This is a genomic window from Streptomyces sp. NPDC005866, from assembly GCF_040629895.1.
Taxonomy (GTDB): Bacteria; Actinomycetota; Actinomycetes; order Streptomycetales; family Streptomycetaceae; genus Streptomyces.
In genome coordinates, this window is the sequence record NZ_JBEXWP010000001.1 from 236,697 (window position 1) to 259,723 (window position 23,027).

General features: G+C 69.0%; 22 protein-coding genes and 1 riboswitch. Of the genes, 14 read left to right on the forward strand and 8 right to left on the reverse strand.

The window, feature by feature from the left end; translation table 11 throughout:
- Positions 1-107: 107 nt before the first annotated feature.
- Both ABZ396_RS01140 and ABZ396_RS01145 read left to right on the forward strand, forming a co-directional pair.
- Positions 108-698, forward strand: a complete 591-nt coding sequence (locus ABZ396_RS01140) for an N-acetylmuramoyl-L-alanine amidase (RefSeq protein WP_358919162.1) — start codon at positions 108-110, stop codon at positions 696-698.
- A gap of 34 nt (positions 699-732) precedes the next feature.
- Complete coding sequence (locus tag ABZ396_RS01145) at positions 733-1,614, forward strand: pyridoxal-phosphate dependent enzyme (RefSeq protein ID WP_358919163.1); 882 nt, start codon at positions 733-735, stop codon at positions 1,612-1,614.
- A gap of 21 nt (positions 1,615-1,635) precedes the next feature.
- Here the strand turns inward: ABZ396_RS01145 and ABZ396_RS01150 are convergent, their stop codons facing one another.
- Positions 1,636-3,231 carry a Na+/H+ antiporter gene (locus ABZ396_RS01150; RefSeq protein ID WP_358919165.1) on the reverse strand — a complete coding sequence of 532 codons (1,596 nt, stop codon included), beginning with the start codon at positions 3,229-3,231 and terminating at the stop codon, positions 1,636-1,638.
- A gap of 61 nt (positions 3,232-3,292) precedes the next feature.
- On the opposite strand from ABZ396_RS01150, the gene ABZ396_RS01155 reads away from it, so the two are divergent.
- The 3 genes from ABZ396_RS01155 (at position 3,293) to ABZ396_RS01165 (ending at position 5,328) form a co-directional block, all read left to right on the forward strand.
- Positions 3,293-3,553: a UBP-type zinc finger domain-containing protein gene (locus ABZ396_RS01155; RefSeq protein WP_358919167.1), complete on the forward strand. Its 261-nt coding sequence runs from the start codon at positions 3,293-3,295 to the stop codon at positions 3,551-3,553.
- A gap of 270 nt (positions 3,554-3,823) precedes the next feature.
- Positions 3,824-4,237 carry an anti-sigma factor gene (locus ABZ396_RS01160; protein ID WP_006136266.1) on the forward strand — a complete coding sequence of 138 codons (414 nt, stop codon included), beginning with the start codon at positions 3,824-3,826 and terminating at the stop codon, positions 4,235-4,237.
- Positions 4,234-5,328, forward strand: a complete 1,095-nt coding sequence (locus tag ABZ396_RS01165) for an RNA polymerase sigma factor SigF (RefSeq protein ID WP_358919169.1) — start codon at positions 4,234-4,236, stop codon at positions 5,326-5,328. Before ABZ396_RS01160 ends, ABZ396_RS01165 begins: the two co-directional genes overlap by 4 nt.
- Before the next feature lie 17 nt (positions 5,329-5,345).
- On the opposite strand, the gene ABZ396_RS01170 is transcribed toward ABZ396_RS01165, so the two are convergent.
- Positions 5,346-5,723 (reverse strand): hypothetical protein, encoded by a 378-nt coding sequence (locus ABZ396_RS01170; protein ID WP_358919286.1) that lies wholly within the window; start codon positions 5,721-5,723, stop codon positions 5,346-5,348.
- A 199-nt stretch (positions 5,724-5,922) separates the two neighbouring features.
- Here ABZ396_RS01170 and ABZ396_RS01175 point away from each other — a divergent pair, with 199 nt between their 5' ends.
- The gene (locus ABZ396_RS01175) at positions 5,923-6,891 is read left to right on the forward strand and encodes a diacylglycerol kinase family protein (RefSeq protein ID WP_358919171.1); all 969 of its coding nucleotides are present in this window, start codon (positions 5,923-5,925) and stop codon (positions 6,889-6,891) included.
- A 319-nt stretch (positions 6,892-7,210) separates the two neighbouring features.
- Positions 7,211-7,468 (forward strand): WhiB family transcriptional regulator, encoded by a 258-nt coding sequence (locus ABZ396_RS01180; protein WP_006142322.1) that lies wholly within the window; start codon positions 7,211-7,213, stop codon positions 7,466-7,468.
- 184 nt (positions 7,469-7,652) lie between these two features.
- Here ABZ396_RS01180 and ABZ396_RS01185 read toward each other — a convergent pair whose 3' ends face one another.
- Positions 7,653-9,119: a PAS domain-containing sensor histidine kinase gene (locus ABZ396_RS01185; RefSeq protein WP_358919287.1), complete on the reverse strand. Its 1,467-nt coding sequence runs from the start codon at positions 9,117-9,119 to the stop codon at positions 7,653-7,655.
- A 571-nt stretch (positions 9,120-9,690) separates the two neighbouring features.
- On the opposite strand from ABZ396_RS01185, the gene nagB reads away from it, so the two are divergent.
- Positions 9,691-10,476: a glucosamine-6-phosphate deaminase gene (gene nagB / locus ABZ396_RS01190; RefSeq protein ID WP_358919173.1), complete on the forward strand. Its 786-nt coding sequence runs from the start codon at positions 9,691-9,693 to the stop codon at positions 10,474-10,476.
- A gap of 99 nt (positions 10,477-10,575) precedes the next feature.
- On the opposite strand, the gene ABZ396_RS01195 is transcribed toward nagB, so the two are convergent.
- The 4 genes from ABZ396_RS01195 to ABZ396_RS01210 all read right to left on the reverse strand — a co-directional run bounded on the left by ABZ396_RS01195 (position 10,576) and on the right by ABZ396_RS01210 (position 15,392).
- Entirely contained in the window at positions 10,576-12,078 is a 1,503-nt protein-coding gene (locus ABZ396_RS01195; protein ID WP_358919175.1) for a glycoside hydrolase family 3 protein, read from the reverse strand.
- 9 nt (positions 12,079-12,087) lie between these two features.
- The gene (locus tag ABZ396_RS01200) at positions 12,088-12,924 is read right to left on the reverse strand and encodes a carbohydrate ABC transporter permease (protein ID WP_358919177.1); all 837 of its coding nucleotides are present in this window, start codon (positions 12,922-12,924) and stop codon (positions 12,088-12,090) included.
- A complete protein-coding gene (locus tag ABZ396_RS01205) occupies positions 12,921-13,907 on the reverse strand; it encodes a sugar ABC transporter permease (RefSeq protein ID WP_358919179.1) in 987 nt (328 codons plus the stop codon). The genes ABZ396_RS01200 and ABZ396_RS01205 overlap by 4 nt, the downstream gene beginning before the upstream one ends.
- A 201-nt stretch (positions 13,908-14,108) precedes the next feature.
- The gene (locus tag ABZ396_RS01210; RefSeq protein ID WP_358919181.1) at positions 14,109-15,392 is read right to left on the reverse strand and encodes an extracellular solute-binding protein; all 1,284 of its coding nucleotides are present in this window, start codon (positions 15,390-15,392) and stop codon (positions 14,109-14,111) included.
- 358 nt (positions 15,393-15,750) lie between these two features.
- Here ABZ396_RS01210 and ABZ396_RS01215 point away from each other — a divergent pair, with 358 nt between their 5' ends.
- The 6 genes from ABZ396_RS01215 (at position 15,751) to ABZ396_RS01240 (ending at position 22,860) form a co-directional block, all read left to right on the forward strand.
- Positions 15,751-16,515 carry a GntR family transcriptional regulator gene (locus ABZ396_RS01215; protein ID WP_358919183.1) on the forward strand — a complete coding sequence of 255 codons (765 nt, stop codon included), beginning with the start codon at positions 15,751-15,753 and terminating at the stop codon, positions 16,513-16,515.
- Between the two features lie 123 nt (positions 16,516-16,638).
- Positions 16,639-16,908 carry a DUF3311 domain-containing protein gene (locus ABZ396_RS01220; RefSeq protein ID WP_358919185.1) on the forward strand — a complete coding sequence of 90 codons (270 nt, stop codon included), beginning with the start codon at positions 16,639-16,641 and terminating at the stop codon, positions 16,906-16,908.
- On the forward strand, positions 16,905-18,533 hold the full coding sequence (gene mctP, locus ABZ396_RS01225; RefSeq protein ID WP_358919186.1) for a monocarboxylate uptake permease MctP: 1,629 nt from the start codon (positions 16,905-16,907) through the stop codon (positions 18,531-18,533). The genes ABZ396_RS01220 and mctP overlap by 4 nt, the downstream gene beginning before the upstream one ends.
- A gap of 138 nt (positions 18,534-18,671) precedes the next feature.
- The gene (locus ABZ396_RS01230; RefSeq protein ID WP_358919188.1) at positions 18,672-19,184 is read left to right on the forward strand and encodes a GNAT family N-acetyltransferase; all 513 of its coding nucleotides are present in this window, start codon (positions 18,672-18,674) and stop codon (positions 19,182-19,184) included.
- Positions 19,185-19,255: 71 nt separating this feature from the next.
- Positions 19,256-19,334: riboswitch (cobalamin riboswitch) on the forward strand.
- Between the two features lie 146 nt (positions 19,335-19,480).
- Complete coding sequence (locus ABZ396_RS01235) at positions 19,481-21,847, forward strand: ribonucleoside-diphosphate reductase subunit alpha (protein ID WP_358919190.1); 2,367 nt, start codon at positions 19,481-19,483, stop codon at positions 21,845-21,847.
- Entirely contained in the window at positions 21,847-22,860 is a 1,014-nt protein-coding gene (locus ABZ396_RS01240) for a ribonucleotide-diphosphate reductase subunit beta (RefSeq protein ID WP_358919192.1), read from the forward strand. Before ABZ396_RS01235 ends, ABZ396_RS01240 begins: the two co-directional genes overlap by 1 nt.
- On the opposite strand, the gene ABZ396_RS01245 is transcribed toward ABZ396_RS01240, so the two are convergent.
- Entirely contained in the window at positions 22,773-23,024 is a 252-nt protein-coding gene (locus ABZ396_RS01245; protein WP_358919194.1) for a hypothetical protein, read from the reverse strand. The genes ABZ396_RS01240 and ABZ396_RS01245 overlap by 88 nt on opposite strands.
- Positions 23,025-23,027 lie beyond the last annotated feature (3 nt).

Genomic DNA, 23,027 nt, shown 5'->3' on the forward strand with positions numbered 1-23,027 from the left:
CGGATCGGCTCGCACGCGATCCGAACACCTCCGTGGCAGCTGGCCCGGGAGGCCCGCCTTCTGTAGAAGTTCCGGCACAGGCCAGTACAAATACGAAGGAGGCGGTCATGGCCCCACCCATGTCCGCGGGCGCTTTCCTCGACGCGTTGCGGAACGAGGGCATCACGGTCGTCGAGGTCGGCGACTGGAGAGAACACAACCGGAACCACAAGGGCCCCTGGGGTCCCGTCCACGGCGTGATGATCCACCACACGGTGACCCGGGGCGCCGAACACACGGTCCGGCTCTGCTACGACGGCCGCCCCGACCTCCCCGGCCCGCTGTGCCACGGCGTCATCACCAAGGACGGCACGGTCCACCTCGTCGGCCACGGCCGCGCCAACCACGCCGGGCCGGGCGACGACGACGTCCTGCGCGCCGTGATCGCCGAGAAGGCCCTGCCCCCGGACAACGAGGCGAACACCGACGGCAACCGGCACTTCTACGGCTTCGAGTGCGAGAACATGGGCGACGGCGAGGACCCCTGGCCCGAGGCCCAGCTGGAGGCCGTCGAGAAGGTGGCCGCGGCGGTGTGCCGGCAGCACGGCTGGTCCGAGCGGTCGGTGATCGGCCACTTGGAGTGGCAGCCGGGGAAGGTGGACCCCCGCGGCTTCACGATGGCCTGGCTGCGCGAGCGCGTCCGGGACCGCCTCAAGTGACCCCCTTGTGCACGCCGCGGGCGACAATGACGGCGTGACCAGCGCCGACATACTCACCCCCCGGCTGCCGTCCCCCCTTGAGGAGGTGGCCGACGACCGGTTCGCCCGCCACGGCGTCCGGCTCCTCCTCAAGCGGGACGACCTGATCCACCCGGACCTGGTCGGCAACAAATGGCGCAAGCTGGTCCCGAACCTCGAGGCGGCGGCCGGACGGCCGGTGGTCACTTTCGGCGGGGCGTACTCCAACCATCTGCGGGCGACGGCCGCGGCGGGCCGCCTTCTCGGTTTTCCGACGGTGGGAGTCGTCCGGGGCGAGGAACTGGGCGCCCGGCCGCTGAACCCCGCGCTGGCGCGGTGTGCGGCCGACGGCATGCGTCTGCACTTCGTCGACAGGTCGACGTACCGACGCAAGGCCGAGCCGGACGTGCTGGCCGGTCTGCTGCGGGCGACGGGCGCCGAGGACGCGTACGTCGTTCCGGAGGGCGGCAGCAACGCGGCCGCGGTACGGGGATGCCGGGCCCTCGGCGAGGAGTTGCGGGGTCGGGCCGACGTGGTGGCCGTCGCGTGCGGCACCGGGGGCACGCTGGCCGGGCTCGCCGCCGGGCTGGACGCGGGGCAGCGGGCGTTGGGGGTACCGGTGCTCAGGGGCGGTTTCCTGGAGGGGGAGACGGAGCGGCTCCAGGGGGAGGCGTTCGGGGGGCGGCGCGGGGACTGGTCGCTCGACGGGCGGTTCCACTTCGGCGGGTACGCGCGGACGACGCCTGAACTCGATGACTTCGCCCGCGACTTCGAGGACCGGCACGGGGTGGCGGTGGAGCGGATGTATGTCGCCAAATTGCTGTATGGGCTTGTCGAGCTGGCCGGGGAAGGCGCGTGGCGGCGGGGGACGCTGGTGGCGGCGGTCATCACGGCCTGATCAGCGCTTCCGCCGGGGGGCTCAGGCCGCCTCCCGGTACGCCGCCGCCTCCTCCAGGTCCAGCCGGCGCAGCAGTGTGCGGAGCATCTCGTCGTCGATGTAACGGTGGTCGCGGAGGCGGACGAAGACCTCGCGTTCGACGCTGATCACGTCCCGGGACAGGCGGCGGTAGGTTTCGTCGACGGACTCGCCGGTGATGGGGTTGGTCTGGCCGAGGCGTTCCCAGACGGCGTTGCGGCGGCGTTCGAGGACGGTGCGCAGCCGGTCCGCGAGCGACGGCGGCAGCTCATTGCGGTCGTCGGAGAGGAGTTCGTCGAGGCGGTTCTCGGCCGCGCGGGACGCCTGCGCCTGGGCGTTGGCCTCGGCGAGGGTCTCGGCCTGCACGTCCCGGGGCGGGAACTTCATCAGGCGGATCAGCGGGGCCAGCGTGAGGCCCTGCACCACCAGGGTTCCGATGACGGTCGTGAAGGTCAGGAACAGGATCAGGTTGCGCTGCGGGAAGGGGGCGCCGCCGTGCACGGTGAGGGGGAGCGAGAAGGCGATGGCCAGCGAGACCACGCCACGCATGGCCGCCCAGGAGGCGACGATGGGGCTTCTCCAGCTGAGGTCCTGCTCGCGTTCACGGATCCGCCGGGACAGCAGGCGCGGCAGGAACACCGCCGGGTAGATCCACACGAACCGGGTCACGACCACGACGACGAAGAGGGCGATCGCGTACCAGGCGGCGTCGACGCCCTGGTACGCCCCGAGGCCCTTCAGGACGACCGGCAGCTGCAGTCCGATCAGCGCGAAGACCGCCGATTCGAGCAGGAACGCGACCATCCGCCACACCGCCTCCTCCTGGAGGCGGGTGGCGAAGTCGACCTCCCAGGCGCGGTGCCCGAGATAGAGGGCCACCACCACGACCGCCAGCACACCGGAGGCGTGGAACTGCTCGGCGACGCCGTACGCGACGAACGGGATCAGCAGCGACAGCGTGTTCTGCAGCAGGGGCTCCCTGAGATGCGTGCGCAGCCAGTGGATCGGCACCATGAGCACCAGGCCGACCAGCACGCCGCCGAACGCGGCCAGCAGGAACTCCCCGACCCCGTGGACCCACGAGGCGCCCTCGCCGACGGCGGCCGCGACGGCCACGCGGTAGGCGGTGATCGCCGTGGCGTCGTTCAGCAGGGACTCGCCCTGCAGGATCGTGGTGAGCCGGGACGGCAGGCCCAGCCGGCGGCCGATCGCGGCGGCCGCGACGGCGTCGGTGGGTGCCAGCACCGCGCCCAGTGCCAGCGCCGCGGGCAGCGGCAGCCCAGGCACGATCGCGTAGGCGGCCCAGCCGACGACGAAGGTCGCGAAGAGCACGTACCCCACCGACAGCAGCGCCACGGGCCGCATGTTCGCCCGCAGGTCGAGGTACGAGCTCTCGGTGCCCTCCTTGTACAGCAGCGGGGGCAGCACCAGCGGCAGCACGATGTCCGGGTCGAGCGTGTAGTCGGGAACTCCGGGGATGTACGACACCGCCAGTCCGACGGCGACCAGCAGCAGGGGCGCCGGCACCGGGGTGCGCCGCGCCGCGCCGGCGATCGCCGCGCTTCCCGCCACCAGCAACAGCAGTGGCAACACGTCCATGGTCCTCGCCCGCCCTCATTTTCCGCGCGGCCACCCGCACACCCGTCGTAATCTGGCAATCATGAAACAGTGCATGCACGCCTCCGCGCTGCCGCACCCGGAACCCGAACCCCAGAACAAGACCTGCCCGGAGTGTCTCGCCCGGGGCTGGCACCCGGTCCAGCTTCGGCTCTGTCTGTCCTGCGGCCATGTCGCCTGCTGTGACTCGTCACCGGGGAGACACGCGACGGGTCACCACGAGACGTCCGGTCACCCGGTGATGCGGACGTTCGAGCCAGGCGAGGACTGGCGCTGGTGCTTCGTCGACCACGTCCTCGTGTGACACTGCACTACGGCTGCTGAAGACCGCCGTTCCGACGGTTCGACGGTTCGACGCGGGGGTACGTCAACCCGGCGCGCGCTCTTCCCAATTGGGCAAGCCGGACCCCTAGACACGGAGCGTATCCAGAGGTTTACTGTGAGTGACGCCAGGGGGTTGGGGTCCCGGGACAGAAAAGTTCGGAGCGCGGTAGCGTCACCGCTGAAGCACGTAGTGCGTTACCCGGGGGGCGACCCTCGGCCCCGAAAAGCTTGTACCACCATGGAGGTGAGGGTGTCCCAGATCGCAGGCGAGCCCGCGACCCAGGACTTCGTGGAAGTCCGGCTGCCGGCTGCGGGTGCCTACCTGTCGGTGCTGCGGACGGCCACGGCCGGTCTCGCGGCCCGCTTGGACTTCACCCTGGACGAGATCGAGGACCTGCGCATCGCCGTGGACGAGGCCTGCGCGATCCTGCTCCAGCAGGCCGTTCCCGGCTCGGTGCTCAGTTGTGTCTTCCGCCTCGTCGACGACTCGCTGGAGGTCACGGTCTCCGCACCGACCACGGACGGTCACGCCCCTTCGCGCGACACCTTCGCCTGGACCGTGCTCTCGGCCCTGGCGGGCAAGGTCTCGTCGGCCGTCGACGAGGACAGGACCGTGTCGATCAGCCTCTACAAACAGCGCGGCGCGGGACCCGGGCCGGCGTGAGGAACGGGGACGGGCCGGTGCGGGACGAAGAGCGCGGCACACGGGAGCTGTCGGCCGGGGGCGAAGGCCCCGAGGACGGCTCCCGACGCATGGCTGACGGCATCGACGGCATCCCGGAACAGGCCAGGCCGCACCCGGAGGACCCCTCCGCGCGGATCGGTCTGGACGGTGCCGCGCAGAGCCCGCCCCCGGAAGGGCGGAACGGGGTCGCGGCCCCGGACCGAGCCGGGGCGAAGGCTCGTGGAAGGGCGACGGGCGGGACGATGAGCGAGCACGAGCGACACGCCGAGGACGAGGCGCTGGCCGTGGAGGTTGTGCAGGCGACCCAGCATGAACCTCAGGACCGCAGCGGCGCGCGCGCCCTGTTCATCGAGCTGCGCAAGCTGAAGGAGGGCAGCGCCGAGTACGCGGAGCTGCGCAATCAGCTGGTCCGGATGCATCTGCCGCTCGTGGAGCACCTCGCGCGCCGGTTCCGCAACCGCGGAGAGCCGCTGGACGACCTCACCCAGGTCGCCACCATCGGCCTGATCAAGTCGGTCGACCGGTTCGACCCGGAACGGGGCGTGGAGTTCTCCACATACGCCACCCCGACCGTGGTCGGCGAGATCAAGCGCCACTTCCGCGACAAGGGCTGGGCGGTCCGCGTCCCGCGGCGTCTCCAGGAGCTGCGCCTCTCGCTCACGACCGCCACGGCGGAGCTGTCCCAGCAGCACGGCCGCTCCCCCACGGTCCACGAGCTGGCCGAGAAGCTCGCGATCTCGGAGGAGGAGGTCCTGGAGGGCCTGGAGTCGGCCAACGCGTACTCCACCCTGTCCCTGGACGTCCCCGACACCGACGACGAGTCCCCGGCGGTCGCCGACACGCTCGGCGCGGAGGACGAGGCCCTGGAGGGCGTCGAGTACCGCGAGTCCCTCAAGCCACTTCTGGAAGACCTCCCGCCCCGAGAGAAGCGGATCCTTCTCCTCCGCTTCTTCGGCAACATGACCCAGTCCCAGATCGCCCAGGAGGTCGGCATCAGCCAGATGCACGTCTCACGGCTGCTGGCGAGGACACTGGCTCAGCTGCGGGAGAAGCTGCTGGTCGAGGAGTAGATCCACCGGCCGGTGGATCAGTCGCTGCGCCCCGGCCCCTTGACCCCAAGGGCCTGGGTCGTGGCGGGGTTCACCAGCAGCACCAGCGAGGCCACAGCCACAGCGGCCAACGCGATTCCCGCCGGAATGGCCGCGCTGTCGGCCTGCAACAGGCTGTAGGCCACCGGCAACGCCATGATCTGAGTGATCACCGCAGGCCCCCGGCTCCAACTCTTCCGCAGCAGCAGCCCGCGCGCGGCGATCAAGGGCAACAACGCCAGCACGATCACGGTGATGCCCCCGGTGACCGCCTGTCCCCTGTCGTCCGGTGACCCGGCGAGCCCGAGGACGAGCATCCACACCCCGCCGACCGCCAGCGCGAGCCCTTCCAGCCCGCTCAGCGCGGCCGCATACATCAGCCGCCGCGGACGGGGCCCGTCGGTTACGTCGGCCTTCTCAGCCGTAGGCGCATTGCTCACGCCAGAAGGGTAGCCCTCGCCCGAAAACGTCGGCCCACACCCCGCAGGGACACGTGTGCAGACTCACGCCCCTTTCTCTTACCGGATCCCTAACACGGCCTGGGCCCGGTACTTTCGAGTAGGTACGCTGCAATCCATGCGTGCACTTCTCGTGGTCAATCCGGCAGCAACCACCACAAGCGCACGTAGGCGCGATGTCCTGATCCACGCGCTGGCGAGCGAAGTGAAGCTGGAGGCGGTCACCACCGAGTACCGCGGCCACGCCCGCGACCTGGGCCGGCATGCGGCGGAGAGCGACGACATCGACCTCGTCGTGGCGCTCGGCGGCGACGGCACGGTCAACGAGGTGGTCAACGGACTTCTGTTCGCCGGCCCCGACCTGGACCGGCTGCCCGGTCTCGCCGTGGTCCCAGGTGGTTCCACCAATGTCTTCGCGCGCGCGCTGGGCCTGCCCAACGACCCGGTCGAGGCCACCGGCGCCCTGCTGGACGCGCTGCGCGAGAAACAGGAGCGGATCGTCGGCCTCGGCCTGACCGCCGGCACACCCGGCACCGCGGACGAGGCGGTCCCGGCCCGCTGGTTCACCTTCAACGCGGGGCTCGGCTTCGACGCCGGCGTGGTCGGCCGGGTCGAGCAACAGCGCGAGCTCGGCAGGAAGTCGACGCACGCGCTGTACGTACGACAGGTCGCCCGGCAGTTCTTCGGTGAGCGGCACCGCCGGCACGGCACGATCACGCTGGAGCGGCCGGGTGCCGACCCGATCCACGATCTGGTCGTGGCGATAGTCTCGAACACGTCGCCCTGGACGTATCTCGGCAATCGCCCGATGTACACGTCACCTAAGGCCTCGTTCGACAAGGGCATCGACGTACTCGGTCTCAGCCGTCTGTCGACCGCCGCTGTTGCCCGGTATGGCACACAGTTGCTCAATTCGTCCCCCGAGCGCGGACCCCATGGCAAGCACGCGGTGTCCCTGCACGACCTGGACCAGTTCACCTTGCATTCGAAGGTCCCCCTCCCCCTTCAGATGGACGGAGACCACCTAGGACTGCGTACGAGCGTGACGTTCACAGGCGTACGCCGCGCACTGCGTGTGATTGTGTGAGCGGAACGGTCCAAAGTCCTTTCACTCGAACGTTTAGGCCAGGATCCACCCCATGGAAGTACGGCTGTGACCCAGTCGACACCGAGGAATCAAAAAAAACTTTCCGGAAAGGGTTGTATCCGTCGCTGAGGTTTGCGAGTCTCTACGTGGCGGTCGGGACAGCCCGCAAGATTGGCGTCCGCTGATCGCCGGAATCCCCTTCAACTCACAGGACCTCTGCCAGGGAACCTGGCGGTCGGCCCTTCACTTGTTGAGGGATTCGTGAAAGCGTTCACATTCACAAGCAGCATGTATGTAATACCAAGGAGAGGTAGCAGCCATGGACTGGCGTCACAACGCCGTTTGCCGCGAGGAAGACCCCGAGCTCTTCTTCCCCATCGGCAACACCGGTCCTGCGCTGCTGCAGATCGAGGAAGCCAAGGCCGTCTGCCGTCGCTGTCCCGTTATGGACCAGTGTCTGCAGTGGGCGCTCGAGTCCGGTCAGGACTCCGGCGTCTGGGGTGGCCTCAGCGAGGACGAGCGTCGCGCGATGAAGCGCCGTGCCGCCCGCAACCGGGCTCGTCAGGCCTCCGCCTGACGCAACCCCAACCCACCCCGCTCAGCCTGAGCTTGGCGGCGCGTACAGCGAGTACGCATCTCCCGCCCCCGAGCCGCAGCGCGCAGTACCCCCGATGCTCCCATAGAACGAGCAGCAACGAGCGAGCAGCCCCGGACTCACCAGGTCCGGGGCTCTTTGCTGTCCCCGGCGCCCCCGGTCCGAGCTACTTCTGCGGCTTCACCGGAACGTCGAGGATCACCCGGGTCCCCCGCTCCGGCGCCGGCACCATGTCGAACGTGCCGCCCAACTCGCCCTCAACCAGCGTCCGTACGATCTGAAGACCGAGGTTGCCGGAGCGGTGCGGATCGAAGCCCTCGGGCAGGCCGACGCCGTCGTCCTGGACGGTGACCAGGAGGCGGGCCTCCTTGGTGGTGCCGCCGCGGACCGCCGTGACCTCGACGGTGCCGGTGTCCCCCTCGCGGAAGCCGTGTTCGAGGGCGTTCTGCAGGATCTCGGTGAGGACCATCGACAGCGGGGTCGCCACCTCGGCGTCGAGTATGCCGAAGCGTCCGGTACGCCGGCCGGTGACCTTGCCCGGCGAGATCTCGGCGACCATCGCGAGCACCCGGTCGGCGATCTCGTCGAACTCCACGCGCTCGTCCAGGTTCTGAGACAGCGTCTCATGCACGATCGCGATCGAGCCGACCCGTCGTACGGCCTCCTCCAGGGCCTCCCGGCCGCGCTCGGACTCGATCCGGCGGGCCTGCAGGCGCAACAGCGCGGCGACCGTCTGGAGGTTGTTCTTCACCCGGTGGTGGATCTCCCGGATGGTCGCGTCCTTGGTGATCAACTCGCGTTCGCGACGGCGGAGTTCGGTGACGTCCCGGAGCAGTACCAGGGAACCGATGCGGGTGCCCTTGGGTTTGAGCGGGATCGCCCGGAACTGGATCACACCGTCGTTGGACTCGATCTCGAACTCGCGCGGTGCCCAGCCGCTGGCGACCTTGGCGAGCGCCTCGTCCACCGGCCCCCGGGTCGGGGCGAGTTCGGCCGTGGTCTGCCCCAGATGGTGGCCGAGCAGGTCGGCGGCGAGGCCGAGGCGGTGGTAGGCGGATAGGGCGTTCGGCGAGGCGTACTGGACGATGCCGTCCGCGTCCAGCCGGATCAGGCCGTCGCCGACGCGCGGTGAGGCGTCCATGTCGACCTGCTGGTCGGGGAAGGGAAACGATCCGGCAGCGATCATCTGCGCGAGATCGGAGGCGCTCTGGAGGTAGGTCAGCTCCAGCCGGCTCGGGGTGCGCACGGTCAGCAGGTTGGTGTTGCGGGCGATGACCCCGAGGACCCGGCCCTCGCGCCGTACCGGGATGGACTCGACCCGTACGGGGACCTCCTCGCGCCACTCCGGGTCACCCTCGCGGACGATCCGGCCCTCGTCCAGGGCGATGTCCAGCATGGGGCGGCGGCCGCGCGGGACGAGGTGGCCGACCATGTCGTCGTGGTAGGAGGTGGGGCCGGTGTTGGGGCGCATCTGGGCCACCGAGACATACCGGGTGCCGTCGTGGGTGGGGACCCACAGGACCAGGTCGGCGAAGGAGAGGTCGGAGAGCAGCTGCCACTCCGAGACCAGCAGATGGAGCCACTCGAGGTCGGAGTCGTCGAGGGCGGTGTGCTGGCGGACCAGTTCGTTCATGGAGGGCACGTCTGCGAGCGTACCCGCGGGTCTGTTCATGGCCTAAAAGCAGCTTGAAAACACCCGCGGGCCGCGGCGCCTGAGAGGGACCCTCAACCCTCCCGGCACCGCAGCCCGGAGCAGCAACGGCCGTGGGGTGTGCGGTCCCGGTCGGCCGAAGGTGAGGAGCCGGGGCAGTCAGGGCAGAGAGCTCCGGTTCCTCGGTCCGTCTTCCTGTGCGGGGAAGACGGAAGAGTGCGACTGTGCCGTACGGCCCTGCCGTACTGCTTCAGCGCTCGTACGCAATTGTGGACTAGACCATGGTGTGTGTCTATGCGTTGGAGACTGTTCACAGTTGATGCGCTCGCAGCGTAGCCCGCTGGCGGAGGTTGTGGGGCCGGATGGGCGCGGCAATTTCCGAAGCCCCGGCCCACTGGTCCGAATTTCCCTGATTCACCCGCTCTGATGTATTCGCGTAACCTCGCACTTGTCCCTTTTTCTGCGCCCGCTCCCAGCGATGACGGGGGCTGGTTCTGTTAGATTGGTCCCATCGGATTGGTCTAAACCACATAGACAGAACGGCAGGCCCAGCGTGGAAGTTGTCATCGTTCCGGACGCCGCCGCGGGTGGCGAGCTGATCGCCGAGGCCATGGCCCAGCTGCTCCGCCGTAAGCCCGACGCGCTGCTCGGGGTGGCCACGGGCTCGACCCCGCTGCCCATCTACCAGGCGCTCACGGCCAAGGTGCGTTCCGGTGCCGTGGACACCTCCCGGGCGCGCATAGCCCAGCTCGACGAATACGTGGGGCTGCCGGCCGAGCATCCGGAGTCGTACCGGTCGGTGCTGCGGCGGGAGGTGCTGGAGCCGCTCGGCATCGGGATGGACGCGTTCCTCGGCCCCGACGGCGCGGCCGAGGACGTACAGGCCGCCTGCGAGGCGTACGACGCGGCGCTGGCACAGGCAGGCGGTGTGGATCTCCAGCTGCTCGGGATCGGGACCGACGGGCACATCGGTTTCAACGAGCCGTGCTCGTCGCTGGCCTCACGGACGCGGATCAAGACGCTCACCGAGCAGACCCGGGTCGACAACGCGCGGTTCTTCGACGGGGACATCTCGCAGGTGCCGCACCATGTGATCACCCAGGGGATCGGGACGATCCTGGAGGCGCGGCATCTGGTGCTGCTCGCGACGGGTGAGGGGAAGGCCGACGCGGTGGCGGCGACCGTGGAGGGGCCGGTCGCCGCGGTGTGTCCCGCGTCGGCACTGCAGTTGCACCCGCATGCGACGGTGGTGGTGGACGAGGCCGCCGCCTCGAAGCTGAAGCTCGCGGACTATTTTCGGCACACGTTCGCCAACAAGCCGGAGTGGCAGGGGATTTAGCGGCTTCACCTGCCGGGTACGGTTCGGTTCGGGCTGACCGTCGTGGTGGGTTGCTCGCGCCCGCGCGGCGGAGCCGCACATCGATACAGCCCCGCGCCCCTAACGGGGCGCCATGACCTCCGCCGCTGCCGTGCCGCAGACCTTCGCCGCGCCGTGTGTCGCTATGTACAGGGCGCCTCTGGGTGGGGCCTGGGGTACGCCCATCTCCACCACGATCGTGTCGGGGCGGGAGTTGAGCAGGGTGTCCAGGGCCGTTGTCATCCAGGGGTGGCGGTGTTCGTCTCGGACCACTGCCACGATCCTGCGGTCGCCCGCTGCCGACAGGGCGTCCTGGCCTGCGTGGTCGCCGGTGAAGCCGGCCGCCTCCGTGCCGGGCAGCCGGCGGGACAGTTCCGCCGCCACCCCCCAGGGTGTCTCCGTGCCGACCGCGATATTGGCCACCGGGGTGAACGCGGCCACGAAGGGGGCCGAGGTCAGCGGCGGGTAGGAGTCGACGCGCGTCACATCGAGTGCGCGGCGGGCCGCCACCAGGCCGATGTCGGTGAACTGCGAGGTCGGGTCCGGAGCCGAGGTCGCCGACGTCCAGCGGGCCACTGACCGTACCCGGTCAGCCGCCTCCGCCAGGCGTTCCTCGGGGAGTTCGCCGGAGTGGACCGCCGCGACCAGGGCGTCGCACAGCCGTCGTACCGTCTCCTCGTCCGAGGGGCCGCCGCCCACGCAGATCGCGTCGGCTCCGGCGGCGATGGCCAGGACGGTGCCGTGTTCGATGCCGTAGGTCGCGGAGATGGCCTGCATATCCATCCCGTCGGTGACGATCAGGCCGTCGTAGCCGAGTTCGCCGCGGAGGAGATCGGTGAGGATCGTGCGGGACAACGTGCCGGGCCGGGCCGGGTCCAGGGCCGGCACCAGGATGTGCGCGCTCATCACGGCGCGGGTGCCGGCGGCGATGGCCGCGCGGAAGGGGGCCAGCTCGCGGGCGTGCAGGACGTCGGCGGTCGCGTCGATGCGGGGCACGGCGAGGTGGGAGTCGACGGCCGTGTCGCCGTGGCCCGGGAAGTGCTTGGTGCAGGCCGCCACCCCGGCCGCCTGGAGGCCGGTGACATAGGCCGCCGTGTGGCGGGCGACCAGGTCGGGGTCGGCGCCGAAGGAGCGGACGCCGATGACCGGGTTGGCCGGGTCGGAGTTGACGTCGGCGGACGGGGCCCAGTTGAAGTTCACCCCGCAGGCCGCGAGGCGACGGCCCAGTTCGAGGGCGACCTCCCTGGTCAGCTCCACGTCGTCGACGGCGCCGAGGGCGTGGTTGCCGGGGAATGAGGAGCCGGTGCGCACCTCGAGGCGGGTGACGTCACCTGCCTCCTCGTCGATCGCCACCAGGACGTCGTCCCGTTCGGCGCGCAACTGGGCGGTGAGAGCGGCGAGTTGCTCGGGCGAGGCGACGTTGCGGCCGAACACACCCACGGAGGCGAGGCCTTCGCCGAGCCGGCGCAGCAGCCAGTCGGGGGCGGTGGTGCCGGCGAAGCCGGGCTGGAGGACCGTCAGCGCGTCGCGGGTCAGCCCGTCCTTCGGATCGGACGCGGTGGTGCCGCTGGCGAGTGTCGTCATCGGGTGGCGTTATCCCTTCACGGCGCCCGCGGTCAGGCCCGCGGCCATCTTGCGCTGGACGAGGAGGAACAGGACGACGATCGGCACGGCCATCATCGTGGAGCCGGCCATCATCGGGGCGTATTCGGTGCCGTGCTTGGTGGTGAAGTTGGCGAGCCAGACGGTCGCGGTCTGGTGCTCCTGGCTGAGCAGCATGAGGGCGTAGATGTACTCGTTCCAGGCCTGGATGAAGGCGTAGACCGAGGTGGCGACCAGGCCCGGGGCCAGCAGCGGGAAGACCACCCGCACGAAGGCCCCGGTGCGGGAGCAGCCGTCGACCATCGCGGCCTCCTCCAGCTCCTTCGGGATGTTGACGATGAAGCCGCGCATGGTCCACACCGTGAACGGGAGGATGAAGGTCAGATAGGTGATGATCAGGCCGGTTAGCTTGTCGTACTGCCCCAGGTCGTTCAGGAGCAGGAAGACGGGGATGATCATCGCGACCAGCGGGACCATCTGGACCGCGAGGATGCCGACGATCACGATCCTGCGGCCGCGGAAGGCGAACCGGGAGATGGCCAGGGCGGCCAGCAGGCCGATGGCCATGCCGATCACGACGACGGACAGGGAGACGATCAGGCTGCGGCCCACCGAGCCCCAGAAGTCGCCGATGTCCAGGGCGCGGCGGAAGTTGGACAGGGTCAGACCCGTGGGCAGCAGGCTCGGATCCGGGTTGATCGCGTCCTTCGCCGGCTTGAACGCCGTGTTCAGCATCCAGTAGACGGGGAAGCCGACGGTGACGAAGACCAGGAGGCCGAGGAGGTTCCAGCCGAGGCGGGGTCCCCTGCGGGCGGCTGCGGTGCTCATTCGACCTCTCCGATCTTCAGCATCTGGCGCATGTACACGGCGACGACACCGAGCAGGAGGAGCACGGTGAGCAGGGCGATCGCGGAGCCCTGTCCGTAGTCGTTGACCACGAAGGCGCGGTCGTAGGAGTAGGTGGTCAGCAGCTGGAACTCGGGCTCGGGGTGGCCGCCGCGCATCACGAAGACCTGCGGGAAGACACCCATGTCCCAGATGACCGAGAGGGTCGTGAGCATCACGATGATCGGCTTGAGGATGGGGAGCGTGACATAACGGAAGACGCCCCAGGCGCCCGCGCCGTCGAGGCGGGCGGCCTCCGCCAGCTCCGCAGGGACCTGGGTGAGACCGGCGCTCAGCGTGATGACCACGAAGGGCACCGCTCCCCAGACCACCAGGAGCATGATCACCGCGAGTCCCTCGGGCCCGCTGGCGAACCAGTTGTGGCCGATCAGCTCGACCCCGGGGATCTTGCTGAGCAGGGCGTTGAGGATGCCGTAGTCGGAGTCGAAGAGCCACTTGAAGAGCGTGGTGGCGACGATGACCGGCATGCCCCAACTGGCCACCAGCGCGATGTTGACCAGTGTCTTCACCCAGCCGGACACCCGCTGCAGCAGCAGGGCGATGAGCATGCCGACGACCATGGTGAAGACCACACAGCCGACCGTGAAGACGATCGTGCGCAGCACGACCTGCCAGAACTCGGTGTCGCCCAGCACATGGGAGAAGTTCCCGAACCCGACCCAGTCGGCCGGCTTGAACCCCCACAGCTGGGACTGCCCGAACTCCTGGAAGGAGAGGGCGACCAGCCGGTAGAGGGGATAGCCGAGTACGAGCCCGAGAATCGCGAGGCAGGGCGCGAGCAGCAGCCAGGGGGCGCCCGGCCCGCCGGATCGCCGGTTCGCGGGTGGTCTGGCCTGGGTGCCCGGGGGTGGCGCCTGCCGCTGCGGCGGCACCTTGGCGGGTGTGGTGGTATCAGCGGCACTCATCGCGAGCTCCTAAGCAGATGAAGAGAGGCCGGCATCGACGCGCCCCTTCGGGGGCGCGGGGCGGTATCGATATGCGTCTACCGCCGCGTGTGCGCGACCAGCCACAACGCACCGGCACCAACCCAGCAACCCGTCGCGGCACGTTCCGACTTCAAGCACCGGCCGGACCCGACCCCCGTCGGCCAGGCCCGGTCGCAGCCACTACGCCTTGTTGATGACCTTGTCGATCGCCGCGTCCGCCGCCTTCGCCGCCGCCTCGACCGTCTGCTTGCCCGTGCCGATGTTCTGCAGCATGGTCTGCAGGACCTGCGCCTTCTCGACCTGGCCCCAGCCCGGCGCCATCGGGACGAACCAGTTGGACTCGGCAGCGGTGGCCGGAACGGCCGTCGCCGGGTCGTTCTTCAGGGTCGCGAGGTCGGTCTTGTTGTTGGGCAGGTTGCCCTTGGCCATCAGGCCCTTCTGGCCGGACGGACCGGTGAACGCGTTGATCCACTCGGCGGCGACGCCCTGCGCCTTGGACTTCACCGGGACGGCGAGGTCCGAGCCGCCCAGGAAGACCGGCATGTTCTTGCCGGACGGGCCGGGCATCACGAAGTTGACGAGGTTGTCCTTGAGCTTGCCGCCCGTCTTGTCGTTCTTCGGGTCGGCCGAGGTCGCGCCCTCCCAGGCGGCACCGAAGATCATGGCCGACTTGCCCTGGCCGTAGACGATGTACCGGTCGGACTCGTCCTTGGTCTTGTCACCGTGCATGTACTTGTCGATGACGTTCTTGAAGTCGGTGAGGCCCTTGAGGGACTCGGGCGAGGAGAGGTTGCCCTTCCACTGGCCGCCGGACTCGGCGGCGATGGAGCCGCCGGCGTCGTAGACGAAGGACATGGCCGCGTACCAGTCGCGGGTGGGCTGGTACCAGGAGCTGAACTTGTCGCCTTCCTTCTTCTGGATCTTGTCCAGGTCGGCGGTCAGCTCGGTGTAGGTCTTCGGCGTGGTCTTGACGCCGGCCGAGGTGGCGATGTCCTTGCGCCAGTTGGCGACGCGGCCACCGGCGTAGTACGGCACGCCGTAGGTCTTGCCGTCGTAGGTCACCGAGGCCTTGAGGCCGTCGAGCCACTGGCCGGAGTTGGTGAACTGGGAGGTCTCGACGGGGGCGAAGGCGCCCTTGACCATGTAGCTGAGCATCTCGGTGTTGCCCATCTCGACCACGTCGGGGGCCTTGTCCGTGGCGAGGACGGCGTCCAGCTTGGTGTTCTTGTCCGGCCAGCCGTAGTACTCGTGCTTGATCTTGATGCCGGGGTGCTTCTTCTGCACGGCCGCGTCGGCGGCCTTCACCAGGTCGGGCCAGTTGTTCTGGGCGTCCACGGTGAGCCAGACGGTCAGCTCCTTGGCGTCCGCCCCCTGCGCCTTGTTGTCGTTCTTGCCATTGCCACACGCCGCGATGGAGACGACCATGCCCGCGATACCAATCGCGGCTATCAGCTTGCGCTTCACGCCACCCTCCTCAGGGATGCCACAAACCCCCCTGCCTCCCCGCGCGAGCGTTGGGCCGGGACCTGGACCAATGGTGTAGACCAGTGCGGGAAGCCTGGCCCAGACCAGCAGGCCTGTCAAGGGGGGCCGAATGGGCTCCGACCAGCCGTTATGCGACCTATATATGCAGGAACCTTTAAGTAAGAAGCCCTCGAAAACCTGGGGCGCGGACGAGACAATTCCGGTAGACCACTCCAGTGGTGGACTAGACCAAAAGGGCCCGCGGCGGTATACAGAGGAGATCACGCAGCGTGCCGGGGAACTCCCGGTACGCTGCCGTGCCACGAGGTGGCCGGATCAGGAGCCGGGAAGGCGGAGCATGAGCACCGACGTCAGCAGTGCGGAGAACGAGAGCGGGACAGCCGTCCGTACCGCGCGTGTGCCCAAGTACTACCGCCTGAAGAAACATCTCCTCGAAATCACGGAGACACAGACGCCCGGCACCCCGGTCCCGCCTGAGCGCACGCTGGCGGCCGAGTTCGACACCTCCCGCACCACCGTCCGCCAGGCCCTCCAGGAACTGGTCGTCGAGGGTCGCCTGGAACGCATCCAGGGCAAGGGCACCTTCGTCGCCAAGCCGAAGGTCTCCCAGGCGCTCCAGCTCACCTCGTACACCGAGGACATGCGCGCCCAGGGCCTGGAGCCGACCTCGCAGCTGCTGGACATCGGCTACATCACCGCCGACGACCGGCTCGCCGGCCTGCTCGACATCACCGCAGGCGGGCGCGTGCTGCGCATCGAGCGGCTGCGCATGGCCAACGGCGAGCCCATGGCCATAGAGACCACCCATCTGAGCGCCAAGCGCTTCCCGGCCCTGCGCCGCTCCCTGGTCAAGTACACGTCCCTCTACACCGCCCTCGCCGAGGTGTACGACGTCCATCTCGCCGAGGCCGAGGAGACCATCGAGACCTCGCTGGCCACCCCGCGCGAGGCCGGCCTGCTCGGCACCGACGTGGGCCTGCCGATGCTGATGCTCTCCCGGCACTCCCTGGACCGCGAGGGCCAGCCGGTGGAGTGGGTGCGCTCGGTCTACCGCGGCGACCGCTACAAGTTCGTGGCCCGCCTCAAGCGTCCGCAGGACTGACCCGGACCGCCCTTCACGGAATCGGCGTACCGATAGACGGACGGCTACTTCCGCTCCGGTGACACCGTGACCTAGATTGCCTGCGCATTACACAGGTGAACGGTGAGGGGACGGAGCCGCGGTATGTCGGATGTATCTGAATTGAGGCACCCGGTGGTGACACCGGTACGCGTGATCATCGCCGTCTGCCTCGTCGCGCCCTTCGTGGCGCTGCTGTGGGTGGGCTCCTACGCCAAGACCGACCCGGCGTTCATCGGGATCCCGTTCTTCTACTGGTACCAGATGCTGTGGGTGCTGATATCCACCGCGCTCACGATGCTCGCGTACCAGCTGTGGCAGCGTGACCAGCGCGCCCGCAAGGCAGAGAGCAAGAGTGGGGGTGCGCAGAAGTGAAGGACGGTGTGAACGGCGTCGCGCTCGGCGTCTTCATCTTCTTCTTCCTGGCCGTCACGGTCATGGGTTTCCTGGCCGCGCGCTGGCGCAAGGCCGAGAACGAGCACTCCCTCGACGAATGGGGCCTGGGAGGCCGGTCGTTCGGCACCTGGGTCACCTGGTTCCTGCTCGGCGGCGACCTCTACACGGCGTACACCTTCGTCGCCGTACCGGCGGCGATATACGCGGCGGGCGCGGCCGGCTTCTTCGCGGTGCCGTACACGATCCTCGTCTACCCTCTGGTCTTCACGTTCCTGCCCCGCCTGTGGTCGGTCTCCCACAAGCACGGCTATGTGACGACCTCGGACTTCGTGCGCGGCCGCTTCGGCTCCAAGGGCCTCTCGCTCGCCGTCGCCCTGACCGGCATCCTGGCGACGATGCCCTACATCGCGCTCCAGCTCGTCGGCATCCAGGCCGTGCTGGACGTCATGGGCGTCGGCGGCAGTGACGGCACCAACTGGTTCGTGAAGGACCTCCCGCTGCTGATCGCCTTCGCCGTCCTGGCGGCCTACACCTACTCCTCCGGTCTGCGGGCGCCCGCCCTGATCGCGTTCGTGAAGGACGGGCTGATCTACCTCGTCATCACGGTGGCGATCATCTACATCCCGATCAAGCTGGGTGGCTTCGACGACATCTTCGCCAAGGCGGGCGACGCGTTCGCCCAGGTCAGCCCGGCGACCGGCAAACCGCGCGGTGCGCTGGCCCCACCGGAGGCGGGCCAGTGGACGTACGCCACACTGGCGTTGGGCTCCGCGCTCGCCCTGTTCATGTACCCGCACTCGATCACCGCGACGCTCTCCTCCAGAAGCCGTGAGGTGATCCGCCGCAACACCACGATCCTGCCGCTGTACTCCCTGATGCTGGGCCTGCTCGCGCTGCTCGGCTTCATGGCCATCGCGGCCGGCATCAAGGTCACCAACGGCCAGCTGGCGATCCCCCAGCTGTTCGAGAACATGTTCCCGGACTGGTTCGCGGGCGTGGCCTTCGCGGCGATCGGCATCGGCGCCCTGGTCCCGGCGGCCATCATGTCCATCGCGGCCGCGAACCTCTTCACCCGCAACATCTACCGGGACTTCATCAAGCCGGACGCCACACCCAAACAGGAGGCCCAGGTCTCCAAGATCGTGTCCCTGCTGGTGAAGGTCGGCGCGCTGATCTTCGTCCTCACGATGGACAAGACGGTCGCCATCAACTTCCAGCTCCTGGGCGGCATCTGGATCCTGCAGACCTTCCCGGCCCTCGTGGGCGGCCTGTTCACCCGCTGGTTCCACCGCTGGGCCCTGCTGGCGGGCTGGGCGGTCGGCATGGTCTACGGCACGGTCGCGGCGTACGGGGTGGCCTCCCCCACCCAGAAGCACTTCGGCGGCTCGGCCAAGGAGATCCCGGGCATCGGCGAGATCGGCTACATCGGCATGACGGCGTTCGTGCTGAACGTGCTGGTGACGGTGGTCATGACGTTCGCCTTGAAGGCGCTGAAGGCCCCGGAGGGCGTCGACGAGACGAAGGCGGAGGACTACACGGCGGACTCGGGCGACCCGGGCGTCAAGGTCGATCTCCCGCCGGCTGTCGTGGGAGGCGGCCACTAGAACGCGCCCCGAAGAGGCGCGTGGCTGTATCAGTATGCGGCTCCGCCGCGTGCGCGCGACCAGCCACGACGAGGCCGCAGCGGGCCGCCGAGAGAAATCCTCTCGGCGGCCCGCTTCTCTTCCCCCACACTCACCCCCATGACCATCCACATCCGCGAAGCTCACCCCACCGAATACGAACCCCTCGGCGAGATCACGGCCCAGGCCTACCTCCAGGACAACCTCCTCGACTTCGGGGAGAGCGACACCTACCTCGGCGAACTGCGCGATGTGGCCAAGCGGGCCGCCGCGGCGGAGGTCCTCGTAGCCGTGAACGGCGACACCCTCCTCGGCGGAGTGACCTTCGTCCCCGGTCCCGGCCCCATGGCCGACATCGCCGCCCCCGAAGAGGCGGAGATCAGAATGCTCGCCGTCGGCCGAGCCGCTCGCGGCCACGGCGCCGGCGAGGCACTCGTCCGCGCCTGCGTCGACCGCGCACGGGCCCTCGACGGCTGCGAAAAGGTCGTTCTGTCGACTCAGCGCACCATGCACGCCGCCCATCGGATCTACGAGCGCCTGGGCTTCGTCCGCACACCCGGCCGCGACTGGAATCCCCTGCCGGAGCTGGACGACATCACTCTGCTCACCTATGAGTTGACGCTGCGACACTAGCGCGACACAACATGTGGGGGTGACACGACGACCCGGCACTAGATGTATGCTCATGCTCGCTGTCGCCGCAGGGGAATCCGGTGCGAATCCGGAACTGTCCCGCAACGGTGTACTTGCGCACATCTGTGCCCAAGCGTCAGTCCGAGGACCTGCCGACAGCACGCCCGGCCGTCCGGCCCGGGTGTTCTGACGTCCGGGCCTCGTGGAGTGGGCCGGAGACGCGACACGCGTGCGTGCGCTCGTGTGCTGCCTCCTGCCCTCCGCCAGGCCCCGTGCCGAGCGAGGGAGAGCCCCACGTGACCATCGCGCCAGCCGAACCGGCTTCAGCCACCATCTCCGTGGACGAGGACGGTCCCGGCACCTCGTTGCTGCGGACCCTGACCGGGCTGACCGCCGACCTCCCCGACGCCGATCCCGGCCGGGTCGCCGCCGCCGCGCTGCGCGGCCGGTCCGCGCGGGCCGACGAGGCGGAGTTGCGCGAGCTGGCCACCGAGGCGGCCGCCGGCCTCATCTCCGAGGACCCCGCCTACTCCCGGCTCGCCGCCCGGCTGCTGACGATCTCGATCCGCGCCGAGGCCGCCTCGCAGGGCGTGACGTCCTTCACCGAGTCCGTCGCCGTCGGCCACCGCGAGGGCCTCATCGCCGACCGCACCGCCGAGTTCGCGCGGCTGCACGCGGCCCGCCTCGACGCCCTGGCCGACCCGGACGCCGACGACCGCTTCGGCTACTTCGGCCTGCGCACGCTCCACAGCCGTTACCTGCTCCGGCACCCGATCACCCGCAAGGTCATCGAGACCCCCCAGCACTTCATGCTCCGGGTCGCCGCCGGTCTCGCCGAGGACGCCACCGGTCGCGCGCTGGACGAAGTCGCCGCGCTCTACGGGCTCATGAGCCGCCTCGACTACCTCCCCTCCTCCCCCACCCTCTTCAACTCCGGCACCCGGCACCCCCAGATGTCGTCCTGCTACCTCCTCGACTCCCCGAAGGACGAGCTGGACTCCATCTACGACCGCTACCACCAGGTCGCCCGGCTCTCGAAGCACGCCGGCGGCATCGGGCTCTCGTACAGCCGGATCCGCTCCCGCGGTTCGCTCATCCGCGGCACCAACGGGCATTCCAACGGCATCGTGCCGTTCCTGAAGACCCTCGACGCCTCGGTCGCCGCGGTGAACCAGGGCGGCCGGCGCAAGGGCGCGGCCGCGGTCTACCTGGAGACCTGGCACTCCGACATCGAGGAGTTCCTGGAACTGCGCGACAACACCGGCGAGGACGCCCGCCGTACGCACAACCTCAACCTCGCGCACTGGGTCCCGGACGAGTTCATGCGCCGGGTGAACGCCGACGGGCAGTGGTCGCTCTTCTCCCCCGCCGACGTGCCCGAGCTGGTGGATCTGTGGGGCGACGAGTTCGACGCGGCGTACCGCGCGGCAGAGGAAAAGGGCCTCGCGCGCAAGACCATCCCCGCGCGTGACCTGTACGGCCGGATGATGCGCACCCTCGCGCAGACCGGCAACGGCTGGATGACCTTCAAGGACGCGGCCAACCGGACCGCGAACCAGACGGCCACCGCCGGCCATGTCATCCACTCCTCCAACCTCTGCACCGAGATCCTGGAGGTCACGGACGACGGGGAGACGGCGGTCTGCAACCTGGGTTCGGTGAACCTCGGCGCGTTCGTCGACACGGCCACGGGCGACATCGACTGGGAGCGGCTGGACGCGACCGTCCGCACCGCCGTCACCTTCCTCGACCGGGTCGTCGACATCAACTTCTACCCGACCGGGCAGGCGGGCCGGTCGAATGCCAGGTGGCGGCCGGTCGGTCTGGGCGCGATGGGTCTCCAGGACGTCTTCTTCAAGCTGCGGCTGCCCTTCGACTCCCCCGAGGCGAAGGCGCTCTCCACCCGGATCGCCGAGCGGATCATGCTCGCCGCGTACGAGGCCTCCGCCGATCTCGCCGAGCGCGGCGGCCCGCTGCCGGCCTGGGAGAAGACCCGTACCGCACGGGGTGTGCTGCACCCCGACCACTACGGCGTCGAGTTCAGCTGGCCGGAGCGCTGGGCGGCGCTGCGCGCGCGGATCGCGAAGACCGGCCTGCGCAACAGCCTCCTCCTCGCCATCGCGCCGACGGCCACCATCGCGTCCATCGCCGGTGTCTACGAGTGCATCGAGCCGCAGGTCTCCAACCTCTTCAAGCGCGAGACGCTGTCCGGCGAGTTCCTCCAGGTCAACTCCTATCTGGTGCAGGAGCTCAAGAATCTGGGCGTCTGGGACGCCCGCACCCGCGAGGCGCTGCGCGAGGCCAACGGCTCGGTGCAGGACTTCGGGTGGATCCCGGCGGACGTACGGGCGCTGTACCGCACGGCGTGGGAGATCCCGCAGCGCGGTCTGATCGACATGGCCGCCGCCCGGACGCCGTACCTGGACCAGGCCCAGTCCCTGAACCTCTTCCTGGAGACGCCGACCATCGGCAAGCTCTCCTCGATGTACGCGTACGCCTGGAAGTCGGGCCTGAAGACGACGTACTACCTGCGCTCACGCCCGGCGACCCGAATCGCCCGTGCCGCCCAGGCCCAGCCCACCGTCCCCGTTCAGCAGACGGCACCCGAAGGCGCGGTCGCCTGCTCCCTGGAAAACCCCGAGTCCTGCGAGGCCTGCCAGTAATGACCAGCCAGAACAAAAACCTGCTCGACCCGGGCTTCGAGCTGACTCTGCGTCCCATGCGCTACCCGGACTTCTACGAGCGCTACCGGGACGCCATCAAGAACACCTGGACCGTCGAGGAGGTCGACCTCCACTCGGACGTCGCCGACCTCGCGAAGCTGACTCCGTCCGAGCAGCACCTGATCGGCCGGCTCGTCGCCTTCTTCGCGACCGGCGACTCGATCGTGGCGAACAACCTGGTGCTGACGCTGTACAAGCACATCAACTCCCCCGAGGCGCGGTTGTATCTGAGCCGGCAGCTGTTCGAGGAGGCCGTCCACGTCCAGTTCTACCTGACCCTGCTGGACACCTACCTCCCCGACCCGGAAGACCGGACGGCCGCGTTCGCCGCCGTCGAGAACATCCCCTCCATCCGCGAGAAGGCCGAGTTCTGCTTCAGGTGGATGGACTCGGTGGAGAACCTGGACCGCCTGGAGTCCAAGGCCGACCGGCGCCGCTTCCTGCTCAACCTGATCTGCTTCGCCGCGTGCATCGAGGGCCTGTTCTTCTACGGCGCCTTCGCGTACGTCTACTGGTTCCGCAGCCGGGGCCTGCTGCACGGTCTCGCCACGGGCACCAACTGGGTGTTCCGCGACGAGACGATGCACATGAGCTTCGCGTTCGACGTGGTCGACACGGTCCGCAAGGAAGAGCCGGAACTTTTCGACGATGCACTCCGGCAGCAGGTCACCGACATGCTGCGGGAGGCCGTCGAGGCCGAGCTGCAGTTCGCCCGTGACCTGTGCGGTGACGGCCTGCCCGGCATGAACACCGACTCGATGCGCCAGTACCTGGAGTGCGTCGCCGACCAGCGGCTGGACCGCCTGGGCTTCGCGCCGGTGTACGGCTCGGAGAACCCGTTCTCCTTCATGGAGCTCCAGGGCGTTCAGGAGCTGACGAACTTCTTCGAGCGGCGCCCGTCCGCGTACCAGGTGGCGGTGGAGGGCACCGTCGACCTGGACGAAGACTTCTGAGCCTTCTGAGGCTCGTGCTCCCCGCGGTCCTCATGGGCCTCCCTGATCTGCCGGTCGATGCGCCTGTCGCGCAGGATGCCGAACACGGACGGGAGGACCATGAGGACCAGGATCCCGAGGACCAGGGCCATTCCGACAAGACCTTCGATCTGGTTTCCGTTCATGGA

Bases quoted from the DNA above. Each gene is read 5' to 3' on its own strand.
- ABZ396_RS01155 (WP_358919167.1), top strand. From the start codon at position 3,293: ATGAAACAGTGCATGCACGCCTCCGCGCTGCCGCACCCGGAACCCGAA.
- ABZ396_RS01140 (WP_358919162.1), top strand. From the start codon at position 108: ATGGCCCCACCCATGTCCGCGGGCGCTTTCCTCGACGCGTTGCGGAAC.
- ABZ396_RS01230 (WP_358919188.1), top strand. From the start codon at position 18,672: ATGACCATCCACATCCGCGAAGCTCACCCCACCGAATACGAACCCCTC.
- ABZ396_RS01170 (WP_358919286.1), bottom strand. From the start codon at position 5,723: ATGTATGCGGCCGCGCTGAGCGGGCTGGAAGGGCTCGCGCTGGCGGTC.
- ABZ396_RS01150 (WP_358919165.1), bottom strand. From the start codon at position 3,231: ATGGACGTGTTGCCACTGCTGTTGCTGGTGGCGGGAAGCGCGGCGATC.
- ABZ396_RS01195 (WP_358919175.1), bottom strand. From the start codon at position 12,078: ATGACGACACTCGCCAGCGGCACCACCGCGTCCGATCCGAAGGACGGG.
- ABZ396_RS01245 (WP_358919194.1), bottom strand. From the start codon at position 23,024: ATGAACGGAAACCAGATCGAAGGTCTTGTCGGAATGGCCCTGGTCCTC.
- ABZ396_RS01215 (WP_358919183.1), top strand. From the start codon at position 15,751: ATGAGCACCGACGTCAGCAGTGCGGAGAACGAGAGCGGGACAGCCGTC.
- ABZ396_RS01185 (WP_358919287.1), bottom strand. From the start codon at position 9,119: ATGAACGAACTGGTCCGCCAGCACACCGCCCTCGACGACTCCGACCTC.
- ABZ396_RS01200 (WP_358919177.1), bottom strand. From the start codon at position 12,924: ATGAGCACCGCAGCCGCCCGCAGGGGACCCCGCCTCGGCTGGAACCTC.
- ABZ396_RS01180 (WP_006142322.1), top strand. From the start codon at position 7,211: ATGGACTGGCGTCACAACGCCGTTTGCCGCGAGGAAGACCCCGAGCTC.
- ABZ396_RS01205 (WP_358919179.1), bottom strand. From the start codon at position 13,907: ATGAGTGCCGCTGATACCACCACACCCGCCAAGGTGCCGCCGCAGCGG.
- ABZ396_RS01175 (WP_358919171.1), top strand. From the start codon at position 5,923: ATGCGTGCACTTCTCGTGGTCAATCCGGCAGCAACCACCACAAGCGCA.
- ABZ396_RS01240 (WP_358919192.1), top strand. From the start codon at position 21,847: ATGACCAGCCAGAACAAAAACCTGCTCGACCCGGGCTTCGAGCTGACT.
- ABZ396_RS01220 (WP_358919185.1), top strand. From the start codon at position 16,639: ATGTCGGATGTATCTGAATTGAGGCACCCGGTGGTGACACCGGTACGC.